The sequence below is a fragment of the Sinomonas gamaensis genome (assembly GCF_005876955.1).
In the GTDB taxonomy this organism is placed as follows: domain Bacteria; phylum Actinomycetota; class Actinomycetes; order Actinomycetales; family Micrococcaceae; genus Sinomonas; species Sinomonas gamaensis.
In genome coordinates, this window is record NZ_SSCL01000003.1 from 287294 (window position 1) to 309033 (window position 21740).

The 21740-nt window shown below is 64.4% G+C and carries 22 protein-coding genes and 1 pseudogene; 14 read left to right on the forward strand and 9 right to left on the reverse strand.

The annotated features are described in order from the left end of the window. Window positions 1-2 precede the first annotated feature (2 nt). The gene (locus E5679_RS06090) at window positions 3-569 is read left to right on the forward strand and encodes a mycothiol transferase (protein ID WP_138414173.1); all 567 of its coding nucleotides are present in this window, start codon (window positions 3-5) and stop codon (window positions 567-569) included. Window positions 570-705: 136 nt separating this feature from the next. Here E5679_RS06090 and glmS read toward each other — a convergent pair whose 3' ends face one another. Next, complete coding sequence (gene glmS, locus E5679_RS06095) at window positions 706-2595, reverse strand: glutamine--fructose-6-phosphate transaminase (isomerizing) (RefSeq protein WP_138414174.1); 1890 nt, start codon at window positions 2593-2595, stop codon at window positions 706-708. A gap of 72 nt (window positions 2596-2667) precedes the next feature. Between glmS and coaA the strand changes: the two genes are divergently transcribed. Continuing rightward, window positions 2668-3633, forward strand: a complete 966-nt coding sequence (coaA, locus tag E5679_RS06100) for a type I pantothenate kinase (RefSeq protein WP_138414175.1) — start codon at window positions 2668-2670, stop codon at window positions 3631-3633. Between the two features lie 20 nt (window positions 3634-3653). Here the strand turns inward: coaA and E5679_RS21520 are convergent, their stop codons facing one another. Further along, entirely contained in the window at window positions 3654-3908 is a 255-nt protein-coding gene (locus E5679_RS21520) for a hypothetical protein (protein ID WP_338055889.1), read from the reverse strand. On the opposite strand from E5679_RS21520, the gene E5679_RS06105 reads away from it, so the two are divergent. The 3 genes from E5679_RS06105 to E5679_RS06115 all read left to right on the forward strand — a co-directional run bounded on the left by E5679_RS06105 (window position 3895) and on the right by E5679_RS06115 (window position 6171). Beyond that, a complete protein-coding gene (locus tag E5679_RS06105; protein ID WP_338055890.1) occupies window positions 3895-4458 on the forward strand; it encodes a M15 family metallopeptidase in 564 nt (187 codons plus the stop codon). The two genes, E5679_RS21520 and E5679_RS06105, sit on opposite strands and share 14 nt — an antisense overlap. Before the next feature lie 24 nt (window positions 4459-4482). Then, complete coding sequence (gene mscL / locus E5679_RS06110; protein ID WP_138414176.1) at window positions 4483-4875, forward strand: large conductance mechanosensitive channel protein MscL; 393 nt, start codon at window positions 4483-4485, stop codon at window positions 4873-4875. 66 nt (window positions 4876-4941) lie between these two features. Continuing rightward, a complete protein-coding gene (locus tag E5679_RS06115; protein ID WP_138414177.1) occupies window positions 4942-6171 on the forward strand; it encodes an Nramp family divalent metal transporter in 1230 nt (409 codons plus the stop codon). A gap of 43 nt (window positions 6172-6214) precedes the next feature. On the opposite strand, the gene E5679_RS06120 is transcribed toward E5679_RS06115, so the two are convergent. The 5 genes from E5679_RS06120 to E5679_RS06140 form a co-directional block, all read right to left on the reverse strand. Further along, on the reverse strand, window positions 6215-7291 hold the full coding sequence (locus E5679_RS06120) for a methyltransferase (RefSeq protein WP_138414178.1): 1077 nt from the start codon (window positions 7289-7291) through the stop codon (window positions 6215-6217). A gap of 9 nt (window positions 7292-7300) precedes the next feature. Continuing rightward, complete coding sequence (glmM, locus tag E5679_RS06125; RefSeq protein ID WP_138414179.1) at window positions 7301-8677, reverse strand: phosphoglucosamine mutase; 1377 nt, start codon at window positions 8675-8677, stop codon at window positions 7301-7303. A gap of 91 nt (window positions 8678-8768) precedes the next feature. After that, the gene (locus E5679_RS06130; protein WP_138414180.1) at window positions 8769-9578 is read right to left on the reverse strand and encodes a hypothetical protein; all 810 of its coding nucleotides are present in this window, start codon (window positions 9576-9578) and stop codon (window positions 8769-8771) included. Between the two features lie 68 nt (window positions 9579-9646). Next, window positions 9647-10384 carry a hypothetical protein gene (locus E5679_RS06135; protein WP_138414181.1) on the reverse strand — a complete coding sequence of 246 codons (738 nt, stop codon included), beginning with the start codon at window positions 10382-10384 and terminating at the stop codon, window positions 9647-9649. 57 nt (window positions 10385-10441) lie between these two features. Next, window positions 10442-10633 carry a hypothetical protein gene (locus E5679_RS06140; protein ID WP_138414182.1) on the reverse strand — a complete coding sequence of 64 codons (192 nt, stop codon included), beginning with the start codon at window positions 10631-10633 and terminating at the stop codon, window positions 10442-10444. A 189-nt stretch (window positions 10634-10822) separates the two neighbouring features. Here E5679_RS06140 and E5679_RS06145 point away from each other — a divergent pair, with 189 nt between their 5' ends. The 6 genes and pseudogenes from E5679_RS06145 (at window position 10823) to E5679_RS21190 (ending at window position 18306) form a co-directional block, all read left to right on the forward strand. Further along, complete coding sequence (locus tag E5679_RS06145) at window positions 10823-11647, forward strand: hypothetical protein (RefSeq protein WP_138414183.1); 825 nt, start codon at window positions 10823-10825, stop codon at window positions 11645-11647. Between the two features lie 93 nt (window positions 11648-11740). After that, the gene (locus tag E5679_RS06150) at window positions 11741-12403 is read left to right on the forward strand and encodes a PH domain-containing protein (RefSeq protein WP_138414184.1); all 663 of its coding nucleotides are present in this window, start codon (window positions 11741-11743) and stop codon (window positions 12401-12403) included. Window positions 12404-13298: 895 nt separating this feature from the next. Beyond that, complete coding sequence (locus E5679_RS06155; RefSeq protein WP_138414185.1) at window positions 13299-14537, forward strand: bifunctional glycosyltransferase family 2/GtrA family protein; 1239 nt, start codon at window positions 13299-13301, stop codon at window positions 14535-14537. Between the two features lie 128 nt (window positions 14538-14665). Beyond that, window positions 14666-16426: a glycosyltransferase family 39 protein gene (locus E5679_RS06160; RefSeq protein WP_171042261.1), complete on the forward strand. Its 1761-nt coding sequence runs from the start codon at window positions 14666-14668 to the stop codon at window positions 16424-16426. Next, window positions 16423-17133: pseudogene (locus E5679_RS21580) on the forward strand (ArnT family glycosyltransferase); the annotation flags it as partial. The gene E5679_RS06160 and the pseudogene E5679_RS21580, both read left to right, overlap by 4 nt. Window positions 17134-17196: 63 nt before the next feature. After that, the gene (locus tag E5679_RS21190; RefSeq protein WP_249335984.1) at window positions 17197-18306 is read left to right on the forward strand and encodes a mannosyltransferase YkcB-related protein; all 1110 of its coding nucleotides are present in this window, start codon (window positions 17197-17199) and stop codon (window positions 18304-18306) included. Between the two features lie 297 nt (window positions 18307-18603). Here E5679_RS21190 and rpsI read toward each other — a convergent pair whose 3' ends face one another. Next, the gene (rpsI, locus tag E5679_RS06170) at window positions 18604-19110 is read right to left on the reverse strand and encodes a 30S ribosomal protein S9 (RefSeq protein ID WP_138414188.1); all 507 of its coding nucleotides are present in this window, start codon (window positions 19108-19110) and stop codon (window positions 18604-18606) included. A gap of 38 nt (window positions 19111-19148) precedes the next feature. Then, complete coding sequence (gene rplM, locus E5679_RS06175) at window positions 19149-19592, reverse strand: 50S ribosomal protein L13 (RefSeq protein WP_138414189.1); 444 nt, start codon at window positions 19590-19592, stop codon at window positions 19149-19151. 471 nt (window positions 19593-20063) lie between these two features. On the opposite strand from rplM, the gene E5679_RS06180 reads away from it, so the two are divergent. The 3 genes from E5679_RS06180 to E5679_RS06190 all read left to right on the forward strand — a co-directional run bounded on the left by E5679_RS06180 (window position 20064) and on the right by E5679_RS06190 (window position 21731). Continuing rightward, window positions 20064-20279, forward strand: coding sequence for a Flp family type IVb pilin (locus E5679_RS06180; protein WP_138414190.1), 216 nt, complete (start codon window positions 20064-20066; stop codon window positions 20277-20279). Between the two features lie 121 nt (window positions 20280-20400). Then, on the forward strand, window positions 20401-20745 hold the full coding sequence (locus tag E5679_RS06185) for a TadE/TadG family type IV pilus assembly protein (protein ID WP_249335985.1): 345 nt from the start codon (window positions 20401-20403) through the stop codon (window positions 20743-20745). Continuing rightward, window positions 20733-21731: a pilus assembly protein TadG-related protein gene (locus tag E5679_RS06190; RefSeq protein ID WP_138414192.1), complete on the forward strand. Its 999-nt coding sequence runs from the start codon at window positions 20733-20735 to the stop codon at window positions 21729-21731. The genes E5679_RS06185 and E5679_RS06190 overlap by 13 nt, the downstream gene beginning before the upstream one ends. The last annotated feature ends 9 nt before the right edge of the window (window positions 21732-21740 follow it).

Sequence of the window (21740 nt, forward strand, 5' to 3'; positions counted from 1 at the left end):
TCATGGAACAGCAGAACTGGGCCATCAGCATCCTCGAGGACGGCTTTGGTCGCGTGCGGGAGAGCGTCGAGCATGTGCTGCTGGGCCTCTCACCGGAACGGGCTGCGGCGCAACCCTCGCCGACGGCCAACTCAGTCGGGTGGCTCGTGTGGCATCTCTCACGGATCACCGACGACCATTTCGCGGCCCTCGCGCAGGTGCTCGACGGCGGCGACGCGCCACGGGGGCGCGAGCGGACCATGCCGCTAGGGCAAGTGTGGATCGACTGGCGGAACCGCCTTGGCACGCCCTACCCGGAGGCCAGCACCGGCTATGGTCACACGCCCGAACAGGTGGCCGCGTTTCCGCATCTCGAACCGTCGCTTCTCGGCGAGTACCACGCCGCCGTCCACGAAAGGGCGCTCGAGATCCTTCGGGGTCTCAGGCCCGAGGACTTCGGAACGGTCGTCGACTACCGCTGGGACCCGCCGGTGACTGCCGCGGTGCGGCTCATGAGCATCCTGAACGACGCTACGCAGCACGTCGGTCAGGCCGCCTACGTCAAGGGGCTGCTCTCGCCCCACCCCTGACGTTTCGGGTACACCAACTCCCCTCCCCAACCGTCTCAGGTACAGATACCGACGCCACAGCTTCATGGCTCAAGCAGTATCTGCACCCGAGACGCGTCTGGGCGTCCTTATCTGTACCCGAAAGGAATGAGGAGGGTTACTCGACCGTGACGGACTTGGCCAGGTTTCGCGGCTGGTCCACGTCGAAGCCCTTCGCCTGCGCGAGCTCGGCGGCGAAGATCTGCAGCGGAACCGTGGTGAGCAGGGGCATGAGCAGCGGCGGGGTCTCAGGCACGTAGAAGACGTACTCGGCGTACTCGCGCACGGCTTCGTCGCCCTCCTCCGCGATCACGAGCGTGCGGGCCCCGCGGGCGCGCACCTCCTGGATGTTGGAGACGACCTTCGAGTGCAGTGAGTCGCGTCCCCGCGGGGACGGCACCACCACAAAGACGGGCTGGCCCTCGTCGATGAGCGCGATGGGGCCGTGCTTGAGCTCGCCGGCCGCGAAGCCCTCGGCGTGCAGGTACGCGATCTCCTTGAGCTTGAGGGCTCCCTCGAGCGCGACCGGGTAGCCGACGTTGCGGCCCAGGAACAGCACGGACTTCTCGTCCTTCATGCTGCGGGCGAGCTCGCGGAGGGGCTCTGCGTTGTCGAGGACCTGCTGGATCTTCTCGGGGATCTTGCCCAGATCCGCGAGGACATCCTTGATCTGGCCGGAGAAGATGTTCCCGCGCAGCTGTGCCAGGTAGAGGCCCAGCAGATACGCGGCAGTGATCTGGGCCAGGAACGCCTTCGTGGAGGCGACGGCGATCTCCGGGCCTGCGTGCGTGTAGAGCACGGCGTCCGACTCACGCGGAATCGTGGAGCCGTTGGTGTTGCAGATCGAGACCGTCTTCGCCCCCTGCTCGCGGGCGTAGCGGACGGCCATGAGCGTGTCCATGGTCTCGCCGGACTGGCTGATGGAGACCACGAGCGTGTTCTTGTCCACGATCGGATCGCGGTAGCGGAACTCGTGCGCGAGCTCGACCTCGGTGGGGATCCGGCACCAGTTCTCGATCGCGTACTTCGCCACGAGACCCGCGTACGCGGCGGTGCCGCACGCGAGCACGATGATCTTGTTGACCTGCTTGAGCTCGGCCGGGTCGATGCGCAGCTCGTCCAGGATGAGGCGACCCTGTGCGTCCGAGCGCCCCAGCAGGGTGTCGTGCACGGCGGCCGGCTGGTCGTGGATCTCCTTCTCCATGAAGGACGGGAAGCCGCCCTTCTCCGCGGAGGCGGCGTCCCAGGACACCTCGAACTCCTTGCCCTGGGCGGGGCGGCCGTAGAAGTCGGTGATCACGAAGGAATCAGGGGTGATCGTCACGATCTGGTCCTGGCCCAGCTCAACCGCGCGGCGGGTGTGGTCGATGAACCCGGAGACGTCCGAGCCCAGGAAGTTCTCCCCGTCGCCGAGGCCGACGACGAGCGGCGAGTTGCGCCGGGCGGCGACGACCACGCCGGGCTGATCCGCGTGGACTGCCAGGAGGGTGAACGCCCCGTCGAGCCGCTGGGCGGCGAGCTGCATGGCCTTGGTGATGTCGCCGCCGGCGGCGCCGCGGTACATGTCGCCGATGAGCGCGGCCGCGACCTCGGTGTCCGTCTCGGATGCGAAGGTGACGCCCTTGGCGCGCAGCTCCTGCTTGAGCTCGGCGTAGTTCTCGATGATGCCGTTGTGGATCACGGCGAGACGGCCGTTGTCGGCGAGATGCGGATGGGCATTCGCGTCGGTGGGCCCACCATGGGTCGCCCAGCGGGTGTGCCCGATCCCGGTCAGGCTCTCGGGCAGCGGGCGCTGCTCGAGTTCGGCCACCAGGTTGCCGAGCTTGCCGGCCTTCTTCCGAGTTTCCACGGCCCCATCGGCCACGACGGCGACACCCGCCGAATCGTAGCCGCGGTACTCGAGGCGCCGCAGACCCTCGATGACGACATCTAGGGCATCATGAGCGCCATTCCCGCCCGCTGCACTACGCTCTTGGGCCCTGCCGACATAACCGACGATTCCACACATGCCCAACATCCTACCGGGGGCGTTTCGCCCGCCCATTTCACTCTGGGCGACCGTGTTGGCAGAATCACGTGAGTGAGTCTGCCCAGGAGCGAGTTCGACGGCGATGGCGCCACCCCTTTTGTCGAACTCGACCGTGCCCGCTGGTCACAGCTCGCGAACCGCATGGAACAGCCGCTCAACGAGGAGGACATCCTCCGTCTGCGCGGCCTCGGCGACCCGCTGGACATGCGCGAAGTCCGCGAGGTGTACCTTCCGCTCAGCCGCCTGCTGTCGCTCTACGTCGAGGCCTCGGGCGAGCTGCACAGCGCCACTCAGACGTTCCTGGGCGAGAAGACCCAGCGCACCCCCTTTGTCATCGGGGTGGCTGGCTCGGTCGCAGCCGGCAAGTCGACCATCGCGCGTGTGCTCCGCGAGATGCTGCGCCGTTGGCCGTCCACGCCGGACGTTCAGCTCGTCACGACCGACGGCTTCCTCTACCCCCTGTCCGAGCTCAAGCGGCGCGGGCTCCTCGAGCGCAAGGGCTTCCCGGAGTCGTACGACCGGCGGGCGCTCCTCCGTTTCGTCGCGGAGATCAAGTCGGGTGCCGAAGAGGTGCGGGCGCCGTGGTATTCGCACCTCACCTACGACATCGTTCCCGGCAAGGAAGTCGTGGTGCGGCGGCCGGACGTTCTCATTGTCGAGGGCCTCAACGTCCTTCAGCCTGCCCGGTCGCGCAGCGATGGGACGACCGGCCTCGCACTGAGCGACTTCTTCGACTTCTCGGTCTATGTGGACGCGCGGACCGCGGACATCGAAGAATGGTATGTGCAGCGTTTCCTCAAGCTTCGCTCGGGCGCGTTCGCCCAGCCGGAGAGCTACTTCCACCGCTATGCGTCGCTTTCCGACGGCGAGGCCATCAAGACGGCCCAGGGCATCTGGAAGAGCATCAACGAGCCGAACCTCATTCAGAATGTCCTGCCCACCCGGGGCCGGGCGCAGCTGGTGCTCACCAAGGACGCCGATCATTCCATCAGGCGGATGCTCCTCAGAAAGGTGTGAGCGGGCGTGGGCGACGACGGTCATCCTCCCGAGCGCGGGCTTCCCACCCGCCGGACCGTCGCGCTCGCCGCGATGGCGCTGGGCCTCGCCGCCTGTACTCCGGTGAGTCCGGCGGCCCCTGAGCGGACGACGACGGCGGCCGCCCCGCCGTCGTCCCTTCCCCCGACGCCGTGGTCGCCATCGCCGAACACCCCGTCGTCACCACCTACCGCAACCCCGACAGCCTCGGGCTTCTCCCTGTCCGACCCGAGGAGCCCGTGGGTGGTGGTCAACAAGCGTCGGCCACTCCAGCCAGCCGACTTCACGCCCGACCTCGTACGGCCTTCTGTTCCCCTCGCGACGTCGGGCGAGGGATCCCTGCTCAATCCGACCACGGCCCGTGCGGCGGAGGCGATGTTCGCTGCGGCCACGGCGGCCGGCGTCGACATGACTCTCGCGAGCGGGTATCGCTCGTACGCAACGCAAGCCGCCGCACATGCCCAGCTCGTGGCGGTCCAGGGCCAGGACGCGGCAGAGGTAACTTCGGCCCGCCCCGGCTACTCGGAGCATCAGACCGGCTGGGCGCTCGACGTCGGCGCAGCGGACGATGCCTGCACCTTCCAGCCGTGCTTCATGGACACCCCCGCCGCTCACTGGGCGGCGGCGCATGCCCACGCGTATGGGTTCATCGTCCGCTATCCGTGGATGCAGCAAGGGACGACCGGCTACTACTACGAATCGTGGCACCTGCGGTTCATCGGCATCGAGGCGGCAACGGACATGGTCCGCAGGGGCGTCCCCACTCTCGAGGAGTACCTCGGGCTGCCCGCGGCGCCTACGTATTGAAGCAGGCACGCTAGTCTGGGCCGCATGCTGAGCGGATTCAAGCGATTCATCATGAAGGGCAACGTCGTAGACCTTGCCGTCGCCGTGATCATGGGGGCCGCGTTCAGCGCGGTCATCGATGCGCTCGTGAAGAGCGTCCTCATGCCTTTCATCTCGTTGCTCGTGGGCGAACCGAACTTCGACAACTTCCTCGCGTTCGGGGACATCAAGATCGGGGTGTTCCTCACGGCTCTGGTGAACTTCCTGCTGGTCGCCTCGGCCATCTACTTCGTCATCGTCATGCCGATGAACGTCCTGATCGAGCGCCGCAACCGGAAGCTCGACATCAAGGAGAAGACGGAGAAGGAAGCCGTGGATCCCCAGATCGCGCTCCTGACGGAAATCCGCGACGCGCTGAAGGCAACCAGCCGAGACTGATCCCCTGGCAGGGTTCCTTCGCGAACCCTTGCCCCCGCCCGCGAGCGGGAACATGCTTCGAAGGTCATGAAGAAGCTCCTCGGCGTGGCTTTGGGCATCCTGAGCGCGATCGGCGGCTTCGTCGACATCGGTGACTTTGTGGTCAACGGCGTCGTCGGGTCCCGCTTCGGGCTCAGCCTCGTGTGGGTCGTGCTGCTGGGGGTCGTGGTGATCTGCCTGTTCGCCCAGATGTCCGGGCGCGTCGCTGCGGTCAGCGGAATGGCCGCGTTCCAGATCATCCGGGAGCGGCTCGGGCCACGGGCGGCGGTGGCAAACCTTGCCGCATCATTCGTCATCAACCTTCTGACTCTGGCTGCGGAAGTCGGCGGCATCGCCCTCGCCCTCCAGTTGGCGAGCAGCGTGAACTACCTGCTCTGGGTTCCGCTCGCGGCCTTCGCGGTCTGGCTCGTGGTCTGGCGGGTGAAGTTCAAGATCATGGAGAACGTCACGAGTCTGCTGGGCCTGTGCCTCATCGTCTTCGCCGTAGCGCTCTTCATGCTCCACCCTCAGTGGCCCGACCTCGGCCGGCAAGCGCTCCTGCAGGTGCCGCCTTCGGGCGACGAAACGGCGAGCTACTGGTACTACGCGGTCGGGCTGTTCGGATCCTCGGTGAGCCCCTACGAGGTGTTCTTCTTCTCGTCCGGCGCCGTCGAGGAGCACTGGGGCACGAAGGACCTGTCCGAGTCTCGGCTCAACGTCCTGGTCGGCTTCCCGCTCGGCGGGGTGCTCTCCATCTCGATCGCGGCGTGCACCGCCGTCGTGCTCCTGCCAGCGGGAATCCACGTCGAGGCGCTGTCTCAGGTGGTCCTCCCGCTCGCGGAAGCGGGCGGGAAAATTGCTCTGGCGTTCGGGATCGTGGGCGTGGTGGCCGCCGTCTTCGGCGCCGGGCTGGAGACGATGCTCTCGAGCGGCTACATGATCGCCCAGTTCTTCGGATGGTCCTGGGGCAAGTTCAGGGCGCCCGCCCGAGCAGCGCAGTTCCACGTGGTGATGATCCTGGCAATCCTCCTCGCTGGGGCCATCCTGCTGACCGGGGTTGACCCGATCCAGCTCACGGAGGTGTCGGTCGTCTTCTCGGCCGTCGCCCTTCCCCTGACCTACGTGCCGATCCTCATCATCGCCAACGACCCCGAGTACCTCGGCGAGCACGTCAATGGGAAGCTGCTCAACGCCATCGCCATCGTCTTCCTCGTGATCATCTTCGCCGCGGCCATCGCCGCGATCCCGCTCATGATCCTCTCCGGCGCCGGCAGCTAATCGCTGCGCCGTCACGTCTGCGCGGTGAGCGCCTTAAGCGCATTTAGGCGGCGACGAGCTCGACGATTCCGTAGGCGCCGGTGTCGATCACGCGTCCGGGCTCGAATCCCGAGGCGGCTCCCAGCGCGAAGAATTCCGAGGCCGAACGCTGCCGGCCCTCCGTCTGGGCGAGCATCATGACGTCGGAGACGGACACCGGGAACTCCGCACGGTTCGGCTCCTGCAGCCATTCGAGCACGAGCACCCGAGTCCCCACGCGGGCCGCAGCCCGCACCGTGCGCAGGATCTGCTGGCACTGCGCATCGTTCCAGTCGTGCAGGACGTCCTTGAGCAGGTAGATATCCGCGTCGGCACGGAAACCGGTGAAGAGGTCGCCTTCTACAGCGGTAACGCGGTGAGCCACCCCGCGCGAGGCGAGGTACTCCCGGGAGCCTGCGAGGGGCCCGGCTTGGTCGACGAGAAGCCCCCGCAGCCCGGATCGTTCCCTCAGGACTTCAGCGAGCATGGAGCCGACACCGCCTCCCACGTCGCACACCGTGCCCGTCTCGGGCCACGGATACGCCGCGACGATGAGCGGCGCGGCCATGAGCGTGAGTTCGCGCATGGTGCGGGCGAAGCCGTCCTCTTCCTCCGGGTTCTCGGCGAGGTGCTCCCAGATCGTCTTCCCGGTGGCCGCATTGAAGGCGGGCAGGCCATCCCGGAGCGACTCCGGGATGCGGAACCACCCCTGAATCACCAGAGGCGACGTGAGGTAGCGGATCCAGCCGGACATCGAATGCGGGCTCTCGTCGAGGAGAAGGCGCCCCGTGGACGTGAGCGAGAAGCGTCCCCGCGAATCCAGGCGCGTCAGCCCGTAGACGGCGAGGCCGCGCAGCACACGATGGACCGTATCGGCATGCAGGCCCAGACGATCCGCGAGTGCTTGGGCGGTCAGCGGACCGTCCGCGAGCGGCTCCACGAGCTTCGTCTCGAGCGCCGCCCGCATGAGCATGATGGAGGCGACTCCGCCCGTGAGCTGGAGGAACCTCGCCTGCGGGGGCTGGAGAGCCAGCCCCACCCGCCCCAGCGCGCCGCTGAGTCGCTGGACCAGACGGACGACGGCGGGTGGCGGCGGACGCATGCGGTTAGCCTATGCGGGGCTCACCTGTTCTGCCTCGCCTGCAAGGGAAAGCCTGCTCTGCACCACGCCGGCGAGGCGCTCGGCGATTCGCTGGGCGGTCTCCTCGTCCGCGGCCTCGACCATGACGCGGACGACCGGCTCGGTGCCCGACGGGCGGAGCAGGACGCGCCCGGTCTCACCGAGCTCTGCCTCCGCCTCGGCCACGGCGAGGGACACGCCGTCGTCCTCTCGAACGCGCGACTTGTCCACGCCCTTGACGTTGATGAGCACCTGCGGAAGCCGCGTCATCACGGAGGCCAGCTCTTTGAGGCTCTTGCCCGTCTTGGCGACTTGCGCCGCGAGCTGGAGGCCGGTCAGGACGCCGTCGCCTGTGGTCGCGTAGTCCAGGAAGATGACGTGGCCGCTCTGCTCGCCGCCGATCGAGTAGTTGTGGGCACGCATCTCCTCGAGGACGTAGCGGTCGCCGACCGCGGTCTCCCGAATGGTGATGCCGGCCTCGCGGAGCGCGATCTTGAGCCCGAGGTTGCTCATCACCGTCGCGACGAGGACGTCGTCCCGCAGGCGCCCGTCGGCCTTGAGGGCCAAGCCGAGCACCGCCATGATCTGATCGCCGTCCACGACGTTGCCCTCGTGGTCCACGGCGAGGCAGCGGTCGGCGTCGCCGTCGTGCGCAATCCCGAGGTCGGCCCCGTTGGCGACCACGGCCGCCTGGAGCGCCTCGAGGTGGGTGGACCCAACGCCTTCGTTGATGTTGATGCCGTCCGGCTCCGCGCCGATCACGATGACGTTTGCGCCCGCGTCCTTGAACACCTGGGGCGAGCAGCCCGAGGCCGCGCCGTGGGCGCAGTCGAGCACGACCGTGAGGCCGTCGAGCCGGTGCGGAAGGGTGGTGAGCAGGTGGAGGACGTAGCGGTCCTCGGCGTCGGCGAACCGGCGAACGCGGCCCACGCCGTCGCCCGTCGGACGGACCGGCTCGTTCGCGAGCTCGGCCTCGATCGCGTCCTCGACCTCGTCGGGGAGCTTGTGGCCGCCGCGGGCGAAGAACTTGATGCCGTTGTCCGGCGCGGGGTTGTGCGACGCGGAGATCATGACGCCGAAATCTGCGTTCAGATCGGCCACGAGGTACGCGGCGGCCGGCGTCGGCAGCACGCCCGCGTTGTACACGTCCACGCCCGCGCTTGCGAGTCCCGCCTCCACTGCGGCACTCAGGAATTCGCCGCTTGCGCGGGGGTCGCGGGCCACAACGGCGCGCGGTCGTGTACCGTCAGGGACCTCGCGGTGCCCGAGCACGACCGCAGCCGCTTGAGAGAGCCTGAGTGCCAGCTGCGCGTCCAGCAGGCCGTTGGCCAACCCGCGGACACCGTCCGTTCCGAAGAGCCTAGTCATCGGGACCAGTCTACGGGTCGCGGACAGAGGAGCGGTTCCGGCGTCACTGCACGGAGCGGACCGCCGGAACCGCGAACCCTCCTCTGAGGCGTCAGTGGGCGCGGTGGGCGCGCGTGCCGCGCCGCGAACGGTGCGGGCTGAACAGCGACCACAGCAGCAGGATGAAACCGGAGGCGAAGAGCGACGTTGCGAGGGTGGCGTCCGGACCCGGAGCGCCGGCGCCGGTCTGGGCCGTCATGCTCACTTCACCCTGCCCGGCAGCCCCGGCTCCTGCACCCTGCTGGACGGTGGAACCGCCAACGGCCGAACCTCCTACCGCCGAACCGCCGGCCGCTTGGGCCACGGCGACCGTGCCCGACGTCGACGTCGTGGTGGTGCCGCCCGCCGCGGCGCCGCTCGGCGACGCGCTGGAGGTGGTGGACGACGGCGTTGGGGTGACCGTGTGCGTCCCCGTGGGAGTCGGAGTCGGCGTGCCCGTCTGGGTCTCACTGGGAGTTGGGCTGGGGCTCGGGTGGTGGCATCCGCAGTCAGTGGGCGTTTCCGTGGGGACAGGGACGCCGGGAACCGGAATGCTGGGGATAGGAACGCCTGTTCCCGGCAGAGAGGGGCTCGACGTGGGCCCGCCCTGGCACCCACAGTCTCCGGATGCACCGCCGGGCAGACCGGTTGGCAGCCCTCCACCGAGGATGTCCCCCACTCCGGGAACGCTTCCCCCGAGGATGTCCCCGGTCCCTGTCGACGGGACGGTGACTCCGCTCCCGGGGAGACCGTTCACGCCGCCGAGGTTTCCTTGGCCCGCCCACGCGGGATTCGTTGCGACGCCCGCGCTCATGAGGGCACAGGCACTCAGCGTGAAGATCATCCTCACGCTCTTGCGACGCGGCTTTGAGATCAGCGGCATGCTTGCCGCCTCCTTTCAGAAGGGCGCAATGCCCTCGACAAAGTGACAAGGAGAACTGGCTGGCATTCTCAGGTGCACTGTCCGCATCGGAATGTCAGGAGGACCACCTGGCTGTCCGGGTTCTCAAAATTGCAGGAGAACACCACGACGGTGCAGGGTTCGTTGGCGAACGAGAAAGCGCGCGACTTGTCCGCGAGCCTTCTGTCCGCGAGGGTGCACGGCACCGCGAGCCCGTCGGCGCCGGTCACGGTGGCCGATTGCCCGAGCGCCCAACCCGCGTAGCTGAGTCGGTTGAACGGGAAGGTCGAGTCGTTGCAGAGGGCAACGCCTTCGTGGCATGAGTGAGCGGCAAGGACAACCGGGCGAATTGCGCCTGCTGTGCCCGTTCCTACGAGCCAGTGGGCCACTGGGTCGAAACCATTGGCGTCAAGGGGTGGGTCGACGGTCTCACCCTGGGACCACGCGAGCGGTGCCACGTTGACCGAGATGCCTGCCGCCGGCCACGCGAATTTGGTGGGCGGGAGGGCAAGAGCGGCATGCGCTGGGACAGGTGTGCTCTCAGGAGGAGTGGCCGCAGGAGGAGTGGGCGCAGGAGGAGTGGGCCCGACAGAACTGGGCGCGGCTGATGCTGTCGGACCAGGGGACCTCGTCTCGGCTGCCAAGCGGTCAGCCGCGGCGGCCCGATCCTGCTCATGTGCAGCATCTGCGAGCTGAAGGCCTCCGCCCCCCACGGCGAAGGCGACGGCAAGCGCGAGGACCACGTGGCGCATGAGCAGCCACCGCCGTCGTGCTGTCCGCCGACCCATCTTTCCCCTCCCCGCCAGCCTTTCTTGGTGTCAGCCGAACCGTCCCGGTGCCCACCGTCAGTGCTGAGAGATGCTGATGCCCTGGAGAGCGGCGCTGTTGGCGCTCGAGAGGATCGTGGCTGCGTTGACCGCGTAGGAGACGTTGGTCGCCTGCACCAGGGCGCCATTGAAGTTGAAGAACAGCGTCTCGCGGCTCGGGAGCATCTCGACGGTCTCGGCGGTCAGATCTGCGATGGTCAGCTTGGTCATGAACTCAACTCCTTGTTTGTGGTGAATGACGAACCGGAGACGGCCGTTGAAGAGAGTCAAGCGACCCTGCGTTATGCCGGCGTTACTGCTGCGTTACTGCTGAAGGGCTCCGAGAAAGAGGACAGCGATAACGCGGCGGTAACGCGTGGGTTCAAGCATTGATTTCACGACACGACGACGGGGGTCAGCGTGAACCCAGAAGTTCCCACGGCAGGCAATGTGAAGACGTTCGAGGAGCTCCTCTCCACAGAAGAGATCGAGGCGTCCGTTAGGGCCGCGCTCACGGAGCTTGAGCCGAGCGCGCAGGAGATTGTGGCCTGCGAGAACGGCGTCAAGGAGCTCTTGGCTGCCCGCGTCAACACCTTGGTGGAGGATTCCCGCGCGGACGGGCAGGTCGTCGGATCCGTTACTCGCGCCTCGCGCAACAATCCGGGCTGCTTGGAGCTTTCACTCCGCATCTCCGGAGTCGGAGACCATTTTGAGCATCTCTTGGCGCGCGAGATGATATGCCCGGAGGTGCTCCGGCAGGCATTGCGGGGTTTCCAGATCGCGGAATTGGCGCAGTCTGCCCTGCGCGCGGCGCGGAAAGCCGAGTTCGAGGGAAGCTGTGAGTCCTCCGACGGGTCCTGGGAAGTCTCCCTCAGTCAGAGTTCCCTGAGCCGTCACATCGACAAGATTGTCCGGGAAGCAGCCCGCGGTGCCGGGCTCGAACGGGATCATGTTCGCCACGAATTCCTCAAGGCCTATGCGATTACGGCATCTCGGGCCTTCGCTGCCGTTTACGGCAAGATCCGGCCCGTCAGTATCCGCGTCGCTCATCAGGGCGAGTTGGCGGTGACTTTCTCCGAGGTGCCACGCGAGGAAGCCCAGTCGCTCTATTGCGAAGGCACGCCTTCTCGGGTCCGCTTGGAGCAGCTCGCGGACGAGGTCGATCTATCCGTCGTGTGTCATCAGGCGCTCGCCTGGGAGGCGCTCTCGTCGCTGCAGACTCGCCCCCTCAGCTACCGGGTGTGAGTGAGCGCAGGGAGTACTTGTCTTTGCCCCCTTGACTACTCGTCTTTGCTCTCGGCCCTCACCTTTCCCTTTGGCGGGTCCTACAGTCTCTCCATGAACGACCAGCCAGGGAAATCGGGCCTTCATCGTTTCCACTTTGCGCTTCTCCTCGTTGCGGCCGCTGTGGTGCTCGCACGGCTCATTCGATATCGCAGTGACATGGGCAAGACGGATGGCTGGCTCATCGGCGTCTGCGCCGTTTCCGCGATGGTGGCCTCGTTCCTGGTCCTGATCGTGGTCCCGGCTGTCCGTGCGCGACGGTCGGCGGCCGCGATTCGAGCCCAACGTCCCACTGCAGTCGTCTTGACCAGCTACTGGGCCGAGAACAGCACCGCCCCCTTCCTCAAGCCCGGGCGCCTCGCGGAGGAGGCAAAGGGCCGCGGATACTTCATCCAGGTCATCGCCGACGAGAACGGCCTCGAAGTGCGCCGGCCACTGCGGCACGCCTCGTTCGGAACGATTCCTTGGAGTGCCGTCAGAGACGTGCACCTGGAGGAGTTCGGTAGTGCTGGGACGCGGCCGAAGCTCGTCTTCGCGCTCGGAGCCAATGCGTCGCCTTACGCGGATTACTTCGAGGTGCTCCCCCAAGGCAGGAAGGGCCAGGTCTTCGCAGAGGCTTTTCTGGCCTCTCTACCGTCGATGCGAGAACATGCCACCCATTGGTCCAGCAGTCCCCATGTTCTTGAAGCACCAGTCATTTCGAGAGGTCGCATCTAAGCTCGCGCGTTCGGGAGCGGCGACACATTGCAGGCCCGCGCGAGAGGCCGTCCGATGATCCGTGGGGCCGGAATCACATGAAGAAGATGAGCCGATCGCTGACGCACCGAGCCTTTTGGCTATCCGTGTGTGTGCAGTTCGTTGTGGCGGGCCAACTCTGGGTCGCTTTTCAGGTCGCTTTTGCCCCCAGAACATCATTAGGGAGTCAAATCTGGGTCTCCGCGGGGGTCTTTGCTCTTGTCTTCACGGTGTTCGATTTCCTTTCCCTGGCTCTTATGCGGGGTCCCCTCAAGCACGATGAAAGGCTAAGCGACGAGCAGACAGCGTCGATGGACCGCGCAGTGCACACTGGCGTACTCTCTCTCGCCTGTCTCTTTGCCGACTGGGGACCGGCGCTCACCAAACGGAGGCGGGACTTGGTGCTTGCCCTCTGCCAAGCCCCGGCTTGGTTGGCTGGTGTTGTGGCTCTAAACGCCTATGACTCGTTCGTTGACCCTGAGGACGGCTGGTTCTTCTGCGCCAGTTCTGTTACGTACGCTTTGGTGGCCACGAGGAGTGTCGTCAACGTCCGGCGCGAAATTCGGCGAGTTCGAGATCTTGAGAGCCAGCTTCAGGAACTCCGTCGCGGATTCCTCGCTCCCGCCTAGTCTCGGCCCGATGGGCAATCAGGTCTCTGTCGCAGCTCGCGTGCTCGTGACCCGGCCGAACGCATCACGCTAACGAGTTCCGCGCTTGAGTGCACCACTTGGAAGCGAGTGATGAGTACTCGACTTTTCCGCCCCGACTCTAGGGCAAAAGCACACGTTTCGGGCGAGTACCTGACTTTATCCGAAGGGGTACTCGTCTTTCTCTGGGCCTCTGGTGAGCCTAGATCGGCGCGACCTACCTTTTCGGCATGACCAGTAGCAGCGGGGGCCTGGCGATCGAGCTCGTCATCCCGGTTTACAACGAAGAGGCGAGCCTCGCGGCGAGTGTGCGCCGTGTCGTCGCCTATCTCGACGACGCCTTTCAGGTTCCCTGGCAGGTCACCATCGCCGACAACGCGAGTACCGATGGCACTCGGGACATCGGCGAGGCGCTCGCTTCTGAGCTCAAGGGGGTGAAATATCGCCGCCTCGAGACGAAAGGCCGTGGCTATGCCCTTAGAACGGCATGGTCAGAATCTGAGGCAGAGGTTCTCGCCTATCTCGACGTCGATCTCTCAACCGATCTGGCAGCCCTGCCACCACTCCTCGCCCCACTGCTGTCTGGCCACTCCGACCTGTCGATCGGTACGAGGCTCAGGCGAGATTCACGGGTGATTCGCGGCCCGAAGCGTGAATTCATCTCCCGCACGTACAACGCAATGCTCCACGGTGCTCTCGGAGTGCGCTTCTCCGATGCGCAGTGCGGCTTCAAGGCGATTCGTGCGGACGCTGCAAAGGCGCTCCTGCCGCACGTTGAGGACAACGCTTGGTTCTTCGACACGGAGCTTCTGGTTCTCGCCGAGCGCGCAGGTCTCAGGATCCACGAGATTCCTGTGGACTGGACGGACGACCCCACGAGCAGCGTCAACATCAAGCAAACCGCGCTAGATGACATGCGAGGCATCATCCGCGTCGCGGGATCTCTTGCGAAAGGCAAAGTTCCGTTGCCTGCCATCTACGCCGAGCTCGGCCGACGCCCCCTCCTTCCCAGCGTCCCGCCGTCATTCTTCGGCCAGGTACTTCGTTTCGGAGCCGTCGGAGCTCTCTCCACCGCGGCGTTTGCCCTGCTGTATCTCCTGATTCAGCCAATGGCCGGCGCTCAGGCCGCGAACTTCGCAGCGCTGCTCATCACCGCGGTCCTCAATACTGCTGCCAACCGACGCTTTACCTTCGGAATTCGCGGGCCGGAGCATTACGGGCTGCAACAGTTCCAAGGCCTCATCGTGTTCGGTCTTGCCTGGGCGCTCACCTCGTCGTCGCTGCTGGGATTGCACGCCATGGTGACGCAGCCGGGCGCGGCTGCTGAGCTCATCACCCTTACGGCCGCAAATGTCGTCGCCACGATCCTACGATTCGCGCTCCTCAAGGCTTGGGTCTTCCGGTCGCGGACGGCTGCGCGAACTTCTAGCGACCAGATCACCGTGCCAAGCCACGCCTCCGCAGCATGAGCAGCTTAGCCGCTCCCCCCGTGGGATCTAGCCCTAATGACAGGCCGCGAACGCATCTCGCCAACAGATGGGTTCAAAGCGACCGGGTGCACCGTCTGGTTCTTGCCGCACTCTCAGCGGCACTCTATATGCCAGGACTCGACCAGAATGGTTGGGCGAACGCGTATTACTCGGCCGCTGTTCAGGCCGCTTCACGCAGCTGGACTTCCTTCTGGTTCGCAAGCGCTGATATGGGGGACTTCGTCTCCATCGACAAGCCGCCACTGAGCATCTGGGCTATGGCGCTCTCGGCGAGAATCTTCGGTTTCAACGCGTGGTCCATGCTCATCCCCGAGTCGCTCATGGGCGTTGGCACAGTGCTCCTCGTGTACGCAATCTGCCGATCTTTCCTTCCCTCGGTCTATGCGCTATTCGGCGGTGCGGCAGTAGCAGTGATGCCTGTAGCCACACTCATGTTTCGGTATAACAATCCGGACGCCCTGCTCGTGCTGCTCATGACAATCTGCGCGTGGTCGTCGCTCCGCATGCTGCGCAAACCGTCGTTCCGTTGGTCACTCTTAGTTGGCGCCTCAGTCGGTCTCGGTTTCATGACCAAGCAATTGCAGGTCTTCTTAATCGTGCCGGCCGCGGCCCTGTGCCTTCTCGGTTCAGTCCGTCTCTCCTGGCCCGCGAAGATCAAACATGCGGCAACAGCCGCCGCGGCGGCTCTCGTAACAGGCGTTACGTGGTTCGTTGCGGTGAGCTTGGTTCCGTCGGGATCTCGACCGTACATCGGTGGCTCGAGAACAAACAGCATCTGGGAGCTCACCCTTGGGTACAACGGGTTAGATCGACTCACTGGCCAGGATGCGGTTCGCACTACCGGATCGCCAACTGGAGAAGGCGCTCCAGCCACCGGATTCATCCGATTTATTTACCCCAACTATGCAGGCCAAGTATCGTGGCTGCTGCCGCTTGTGCTGGTAGCCACGGCCTGCATGCTCGTCATGGTGTTCCGTCGGAATGCGCGCTCGGTCCCTGCACCCGTCGTGTTCGCTGCCCTGTGGTGGTGGACCAGCGTGCCGATCCTTGCGTATATGGGCGGGATCGTGCACCCCTACTATTCCCTCGTTATCGTCCCGCCGACAGCGATTCTGGCCGCGTGGGCAATGAAAACCGGTATTTCACCAGGCACCAAACTTGGTACTCGCGGCCTAGTAGGTGCCGGATTGCTCGGGGCCCTGCTGGTCAACATCGTCATCATGGGCCTCTACACACCGGGTTATGGGCAACTCCTCAGCGCGATCATCATCGCAGGAGCCGTTGCGTGCGCCGGTGTGGTGATCAATACGCCACCGCCGACGATCTCCGGTGCCATGAGGGGGCTGGCCGTCGTTGCGCTACTCACAGGCCCGTCTGTGTGGTCTGTGGCAACAGCCCTGACGGGTCATGCTGGCTCTTCGCCCAGTGCCGGCCCATCGAGCATCATCGGCGTACTGGACTCACCAAATAGTGAAGGGCTGGCGCCATCGATGAGCCCGGCCAACGAATCGGTGGTGCTCGGGGTTCTCCCCGACCGTGATCTCACAAGTCATATTCAATCCGCATCAGAGTCGCGCAACTGGGGTGCGGCCACGGTCGGCGGGCAGAACGCTGCTCTCGCTGCCCTTGCAAGCGCTTCACCCGTTCTCCCTCTCGGCGGTTTCGATGGATCAGATCCGGCGCCGACGCTCGAAGTCTTCCAACATCTTGTTGCCGAGGGACGGATTGGGGGTCTGGTGCTCGGTGCACTCCCAAGCGGAGCAGGGGCCGGGACCGAAAGCCAACGCATCGTCGATTGGGTAGAGCGGCACTATTCCGGTGACACGTACGGCTCCCTTACCTACTATTCCTTCACGGAGACGCGATGACCACCCAGATCTCCCCACCGCGACCGCCTTCAGCGACTACGTCTCCCCATCGACATCGCACGTACGCGCCTAGTGTTCCAGAATGGGCTATCGTCAGCGCGCTCGTAGCGGCCACGCTGGCGCTATATCTCTACCGGTTGGACCTCAACGGGTGGGGAAACCCGTTCTATGCCGCAGCCGCGCAGGCTGGTGCTCATGACTGGAAAGCATTCTTCTTTGGTTCTCTCGACTGGGGAAATTCAGTCTCGGTTGACAAGCCTCCATTGGCAATTTGGCCCTCTGCAATAGTCGTTCGCGTTTTCGGCTTGTCTTCGTGGAGCATCCTCGCACCTCACGCGATCCTCGGCGCTGCCGCAGTGGCTATTTTCTACCTGGCCGTACGACGAGCATTCCCACGGTGGACTGCAGTTACCGCGGCGGTCCTCTACGGGACCACTCCAGTCATTCTCCTCATGGCTCGGTTCAATAATCCGGAGGCTACTACTGGCTTTCTGGTTTCCCTCGGGTTCTATTTCGCTGTCCGCGCTCGATCCAGCACGAAGTGGGGACCATATCTGCTGTGCGGAGCGGCATTTGGCCTAGGTTTCATGGCCAAACAGCTCCAAGCTTGGGTTGCTGTGCCTGCGATCGCGATTGGGCTCCTCGTTTTTGCAGAGGGAACGGCGGGCCAACGATGGCGAAGAGTTTTCGCTGCCGGGACGTGTATGGTCCTAATCGGCCTCGCGTGGATCCTTCTTGTTGACGCAGTCCCCGCTGAGAACCGGCCCTACATGGGCGGCTCAGTCGGAAACAGTGCGTTCGAGTTGACCTGGGACTACAACGGTTTGGCCCGTTTTCTGCAAGTAAACGGACCCGGCGTGCAATACGACGGGGGCCCTTGGCGGCTATTCAACGCCGATCTTGCCCCCGAGGCTGGCTGGCTCATACTCCCGGCGCTCATGGGTGCCGCGCTGGTCCTCATTTACGCGTGGAGCGGTTGGAGTCGGGGACAGCAGTTCCTCGCGGTCACATCCGCGGCTGCGTTCCTTACCGTGGCCATCACGCTGTCATTCATGGGTACGATGCTCCACGCGTATTACACTCACGCCCTTGCCCCTTGGGAAGCACTCACCGTGGCAGCGGCGCTGTACCACTTGAGAGAGGCATCCGCGCGATGGGCGCAACGAGCTCTGGCCTGTGTGATCGTCGGAGCCGGCGTTTACGGCCAATTGCGAATTATCGACTACGGGAGCGAGTGGGCAGCGTGGGTCCCGTGGGCACTGGGATGCCTCGGCACGCTGGCTGCAATCATCCAGTTCGCCGCCGCCCCTCCGCGACGAGCAACGCAAGCCGCAGCCGCCATGCTGACCGTAATTGCTCTCAGCGCCGCGCCAGCAGCAAGCAACGTCTTCACCATGTTGCAGCCGCAAGAGGGCACGAATCCAACGTCTGGACCGGCGAAGCGAGACCCAATGACGCTCAAGTCGATCCTCGACAGCGTTCATTCGTCTCCAGAGCTCTCTCTCGAAAAAGACGTTGGCTTTGGGGCTCCACCAGACCCGGGGCTCGTGACCCTAATGCGCGCGGCCTCTTCGTCGTCCACCTGGACATTAGCCACCTACAGTGCCCAAAACATGGCTCAATATCAGCTGGCTTCGGGCACTCCGGTGATGGCTATCGGTGGTTGGCTCGGCACAGATCCGGCGCCTACAAAGGATCAGTTTGAGACGCTTGTCCATGAGGGGCGTATCGCTTACTTCGCCGACTTCGCCGCAGTTCGCGATGGGAATGGCCAGTTGGGGCCTCAGGCCAAGGCCATAGCTGCTTGGGTCAGTTCCACTTTTCCGGTAGTCCTCCGTGGAGAACCTACGGTCTACGATCTCCGGCAGCGCTCCGAATAACTGCTCTCCGACATTGCGTACCGCCCACCTCTGAGAGGCTCGCCGCGTTCTTCTGCACGATAAAGGCGCGCCTCTGGCTGCCCCTGAAAATAGCCCTTATCGAATCGCGGCATCCGTGGAAGTCCATCCGCTGGCTGCCAAAACCCTTCTGATTGCGGGTGTAGCTAGATGCGATGATGGCCGGCAAAGTCTCGTTCCAGAATGCGAAGACGGTCGCTGCAGCTTCCACAGACCGTGGGAGCGACAACGACCGTCAAAACCGTCCTGAGTGTGACGGCCCCGCCTGACGCGGCGAAATCAGCGCTTAGAGTACTGCGGCGCGCGGCGGGCCTTCTTGAGACCGGCCTTCTTGCGCTCAACGACGCGGGCGTCGCGGGTCAGGAAGCCGGCCTTCTTCAGGGACGGACGGTTGTTCTCAACGTCGATTCCGTTGAGGGCGCGGGACACGCCAAGGCGGACCGCCCCGGCCTGGCCCGAGGGTCCACCGCCGTGAATGCGGACGATCACGTCGTAAGCACCCTCGAGATCGAGGAGCTTGAACGGATCGTTCACTTCCTGCTGGTGCAGCTTGTTCGGGAAGTAGTTTTCGAGCGAGCGGCCATTGATCGTCCACTGACCAGAGCCCGGCACAACGCGCACGCGCGCCACAGCAGCCTTGCGGCGCCCCACAGCCGCACCAGAGACAGTGAGGGCAGGGCGCTCGCGCCTAGCCGTCTCAGTGGCGGCAGGCGCGCTCTCCGAGGTGTAGCTGGTCAGGTTCTCCTCGGCCTCAGCGGCCGTGTTCAGCTCGTCGTTCTGAGCCACAGTTTTCTCCTTGCTAAATTCTTGGGTCGTGGCCAGGACTACTGGGCAACCTGGTTGATCTCGAAGGTCTTCGGCTGCTGCGCCTGGTGCGGGTGGTTCGGTCCCGCGTAGACCTTGAGCTTGGACAGCTGCTGGGCGGCCAGCTTGTTCTTGGGAAGCATCCCCTTGACGGCCTTCTCAACCGCACGAATCGGGTTCTTCTCAAGGAGCTCCGCGTAGCTGACGCTGGTCAGACCGCCCGGGAAGCCCGAGTGACGGTATGCACGCTTCTGCGTGAGCTTGGAGCCGGTCAGGGCCACCTTGTCGGCGTTGATGATGATGACGAAATCGCCCATGTCCATGTGGGGGGCGTAGGTCGGCTTGTGCTTCCCGCGCAGCAGTGTTGCGGTCTGGCTGGCAAGACGACCAAGGACGACGTCAGTAGCGTCGATGACGTGCCACTGACGGTCGGCGTCGCCGGGCTTCGGAGTGTACGTACGCACAGTTATTGCCTTCGTTCTCGGTCTTGGTAGGCGCCGTGAGGCGCACCTGTTTCTTCGTGCGCTACCGGAGAAGAGGTGAGGGCTCTACCGACCAGTCATCCCTGAGCCTCGAAAAACGTCGGTGGGCTGGTACGTCCTGCAACTGGACACCCACTCGGCGCGCGGCTATCGAGGTAGGACACGCACAACAGCTATCAAGAGTACCTGCCGGACCTTGGCCGGTCAAAAACTGACCCTCTCGAGCGGGTTTCCTGCAGGAGGTCAGGGGTGCCAGTACTGAGCGAGTACTACCTAGAGCCCCGCAAGTACCCCTCGCGTGTCACCTCGGGAAAAAGACGAGTACCAATACGGATGGCCATTCAGGATCCTTAGTGAGAGTTTTGATTTGTCAGCTCCCGACGCCGCTTGATATGGGGGGTCGTCGCAAAAGGGGCCGGCTAACACAAGCAATCACGAGCAAAGGACATCACCATGAACGCATTCCTGGTCTCAGTTCTGACCTTTTGGAACGACCTCAAGGACCGCGCGAGCGGCGAAAAGGGCGCAACGGCAACAGAATATGCGCTTCTGATCGCATTCGTAGCCCTGGCGATTATCGGCGGGGCGGTCGTCTTCGGGACCGCGCTCAGCGGCTGGTTCTCGGATCTGGGAACCAACATCAACAGCTGGGCCAAGGCTCCGGCCTGATCGAGATGGCGGCGGGCGGCGAATCTCGCCGCCCGCCATCGTCATTTTTTTCTGAAAGTCAAAGAAGAAGTGGACGGGGGCTAACGTGCGACACAGCAAACGACAAAGACAGCGCGGTGCGGTGGCTGTCGAATTTGCCATCATCGCACCCCTGCTCTTGGCGCTCCTGGTAGGGATCGTCGAATTCTCCCGCATCTACAACGCGCAGATCCTCATCACGAACGCTGCCCGAGAAGCCGCTAGGACGATGGCGATCACTAACGACTCTTCCGCTGCTACGACCGCCGCATCTCAGGTGGCTTCACCGTACTCGATAACGGTCACATTCGCTCCAACCACGTGCAGCGCTGGGAATCAAGTTTCTTCGAATGTCGCCTCCGACGTCAGCCTCTTGACAGGCAGCTGGCTCGGAATAGGGTCCTCCATTCATATCACAGGAGTAGGGGCGATGCGATGCGGTGGTTAGCCATTCGCCGAACCAGATCCGACGTCGAGCGGGGAGCGGTTGCTGTTATTGTCGCGATTCTCATGGTCGCCCTGATTGGAATGGGGGCAATGGCGGTCGACATCGGTCGTGTCGCAGCCGAAAAGGCACAACTTCAGAATGGGGCTGACGCCTCGGCTCTGGCCATAGCTAGCTACTGCTCCGCCAACACTGGTACTTGCCAGAGCAACGGTCCCGGCCTGGCCAATCAATATGCGACCGCAAACTCCAACGACGGGTCTGCCGTCGTTCCCTCTGTGACTTTTCCTAACGCGGGGACTGTTACGGTCCAAACCTCGACGCCGGCATCCGGCTTGATCCTCACTCTTGCGCAGGCCTTCAGCATGACCTCAACGCAGGTCCAAGCCTCGGCCACCGCCAGTTGGGGCGGCCCGGGCTCCGGGCCGGCGGCTCTCCCGCTGACCTTCGCACCGTGCCAGTTCGACCTTACCGGCAAAGAACAGGCAATCTTGACGCAAGGGACGGGCACACCCACTTGCGTTAGCGATAGCCCATCGGGCGCGGTGATACCCGGGGGCTTTTCGATTGTGCAGTCAGATCCTGGAACGTGCAGCGCGACTGTCCATCCCGACGACCCGTCCACGTCAGGAATCGACCCCTATCTGGACACTTCTACTGGCGCCAATCTTAACAGTTGCAAGAATGACGTTTCGTCTTACCTAGGCAAAGTTGTCCTTTTCCCCGTGTGGGATCACACGAACCTCCTACCCGGTGGCAACACGCGGTATTACATCAAGGGATTCGCGGCGTTCTTCCTCGACGGGTACATCTTCCCGGCAGTTTCGCCCAAGAGTGGCGGGTCGACCAACCTCATCGTCGATACCTCCGGCAAAGCGGCCAACGGCATCCAAGGACATTTCATCGAATACGTCGCCGACGCAACGAAATACGGAGGCGGCGGATACACCGGCGGGGGCGCAACATTGCCTCCGACCCTGATCAAATAGCACTACGAA

What these genes read in the sequence shown, in the direction of transcription:
- E5679_RS06090 (WP_138414173.1), top strand. Translation starts at nt 3, where the DNA reads ATGGAACAGCAGAACTGGGCCATCAGCATCCTCGAGGACGGCTTTGGT.
- glmS (WP_138414174.1), bottom strand. Translation starts at nt 2,595, where the DNA reads ATGTGTGGAATCGTCGGTTATGTCGGCAGGGCCCAAGAGCGTAGTGCA.
- mscL (WP_138414176.1), top strand. Translation starts at nt 4,483, where the DNA reads ATGCTGAGCGGATTCAAGCGATTCATCATGAAGGGCAACGTCGTAGAC.
- E5679_RS06115 (WP_138414177.1), top strand. Translation starts at nt 4,942, where the DNA reads ATGAAGAAGCTCCTCGGCGTGGCTTTGGGCATCCTGAGCGCGATCGGC.
- E5679_RS06120 (WP_138414178.1), bottom strand. Translation starts at nt 7,291, where the DNA reads ATGCGTCCGCCGCCACCCGCCGTCGTCCGTCTGGTCCAGCGACTCAGC.
- glmM (WP_138414179.1), bottom strand. Translation starts at nt 8,677, where the DNA reads ATGACTAGGCTCTTCGGAACGGACGGTGTCCGCGGGTTGGCCAACGGC.
- E5679_RS06130 (WP_138414180.1), bottom strand. Translation starts at nt 9,578, where the DNA reads ATGCCGCTGATCTCAAAGCCGCGTCGCAAGAGCGTGAGGATGATCTTC.
- E5679_RS06135 (WP_138414181.1), bottom strand. Translation starts at nt 10,384, where the DNA reads ATGGGTCGGCGGACAGCACGACGGCGGTGGCTGCTCATGCGCCACGTG.
- E5679_RS06140 (WP_138414182.1), bottom strand. Translation starts at nt 10,633, where the DNA reads ATGACCAAGCTGACCATCGCAGATCTGACCGCCGAGACCGTCGAGATG.
- E5679_RS06150 (WP_138414184.1), top strand. Translation starts at nt 11,741, where the DNA reads ATGAACGACCAGCCAGGGAAATCGGGCCTTCATCGTTTCCACTTTGCG.
- E5679_RS06155 (WP_138414185.1), top strand. Translation starts at nt 13,299, where the DNA reads ATGACCAGTAGCAGCGGGGGCCTGGCGATCGAGCTCGTCATCCCGGTT.
- E5679_RS06160 (WP_171042261.1), top strand. Translation starts at nt 14,666, where the DNA reads ATGCCAGGACTCGACCAGAATGGTTGGGCGAACGCGTATTACTCGGCC.
- E5679_RS21190 (WP_249335984.1), top strand. Translation starts at nt 17,197, where the DNA reads ATGGGCGGCTCAGTCGGAAACAGTGCGTTCGAGTTGACCTGGGACTAC.
- E5679_RS06180 (WP_138414190.1), top strand. Translation starts at nt 20,064, where the DNA reads ATGAACGCATTCCTGGTCTCAGTTCTGACCTTTTGGAACGACCTCAAG.
- E5679_RS06190 (WP_138414192.1), top strand. Translation starts at nt 20,733, where the DNA reads ATGCGGTGGTTAGCCATTCGCCGAACCAGATCCGACGTCGAGCGGGGA.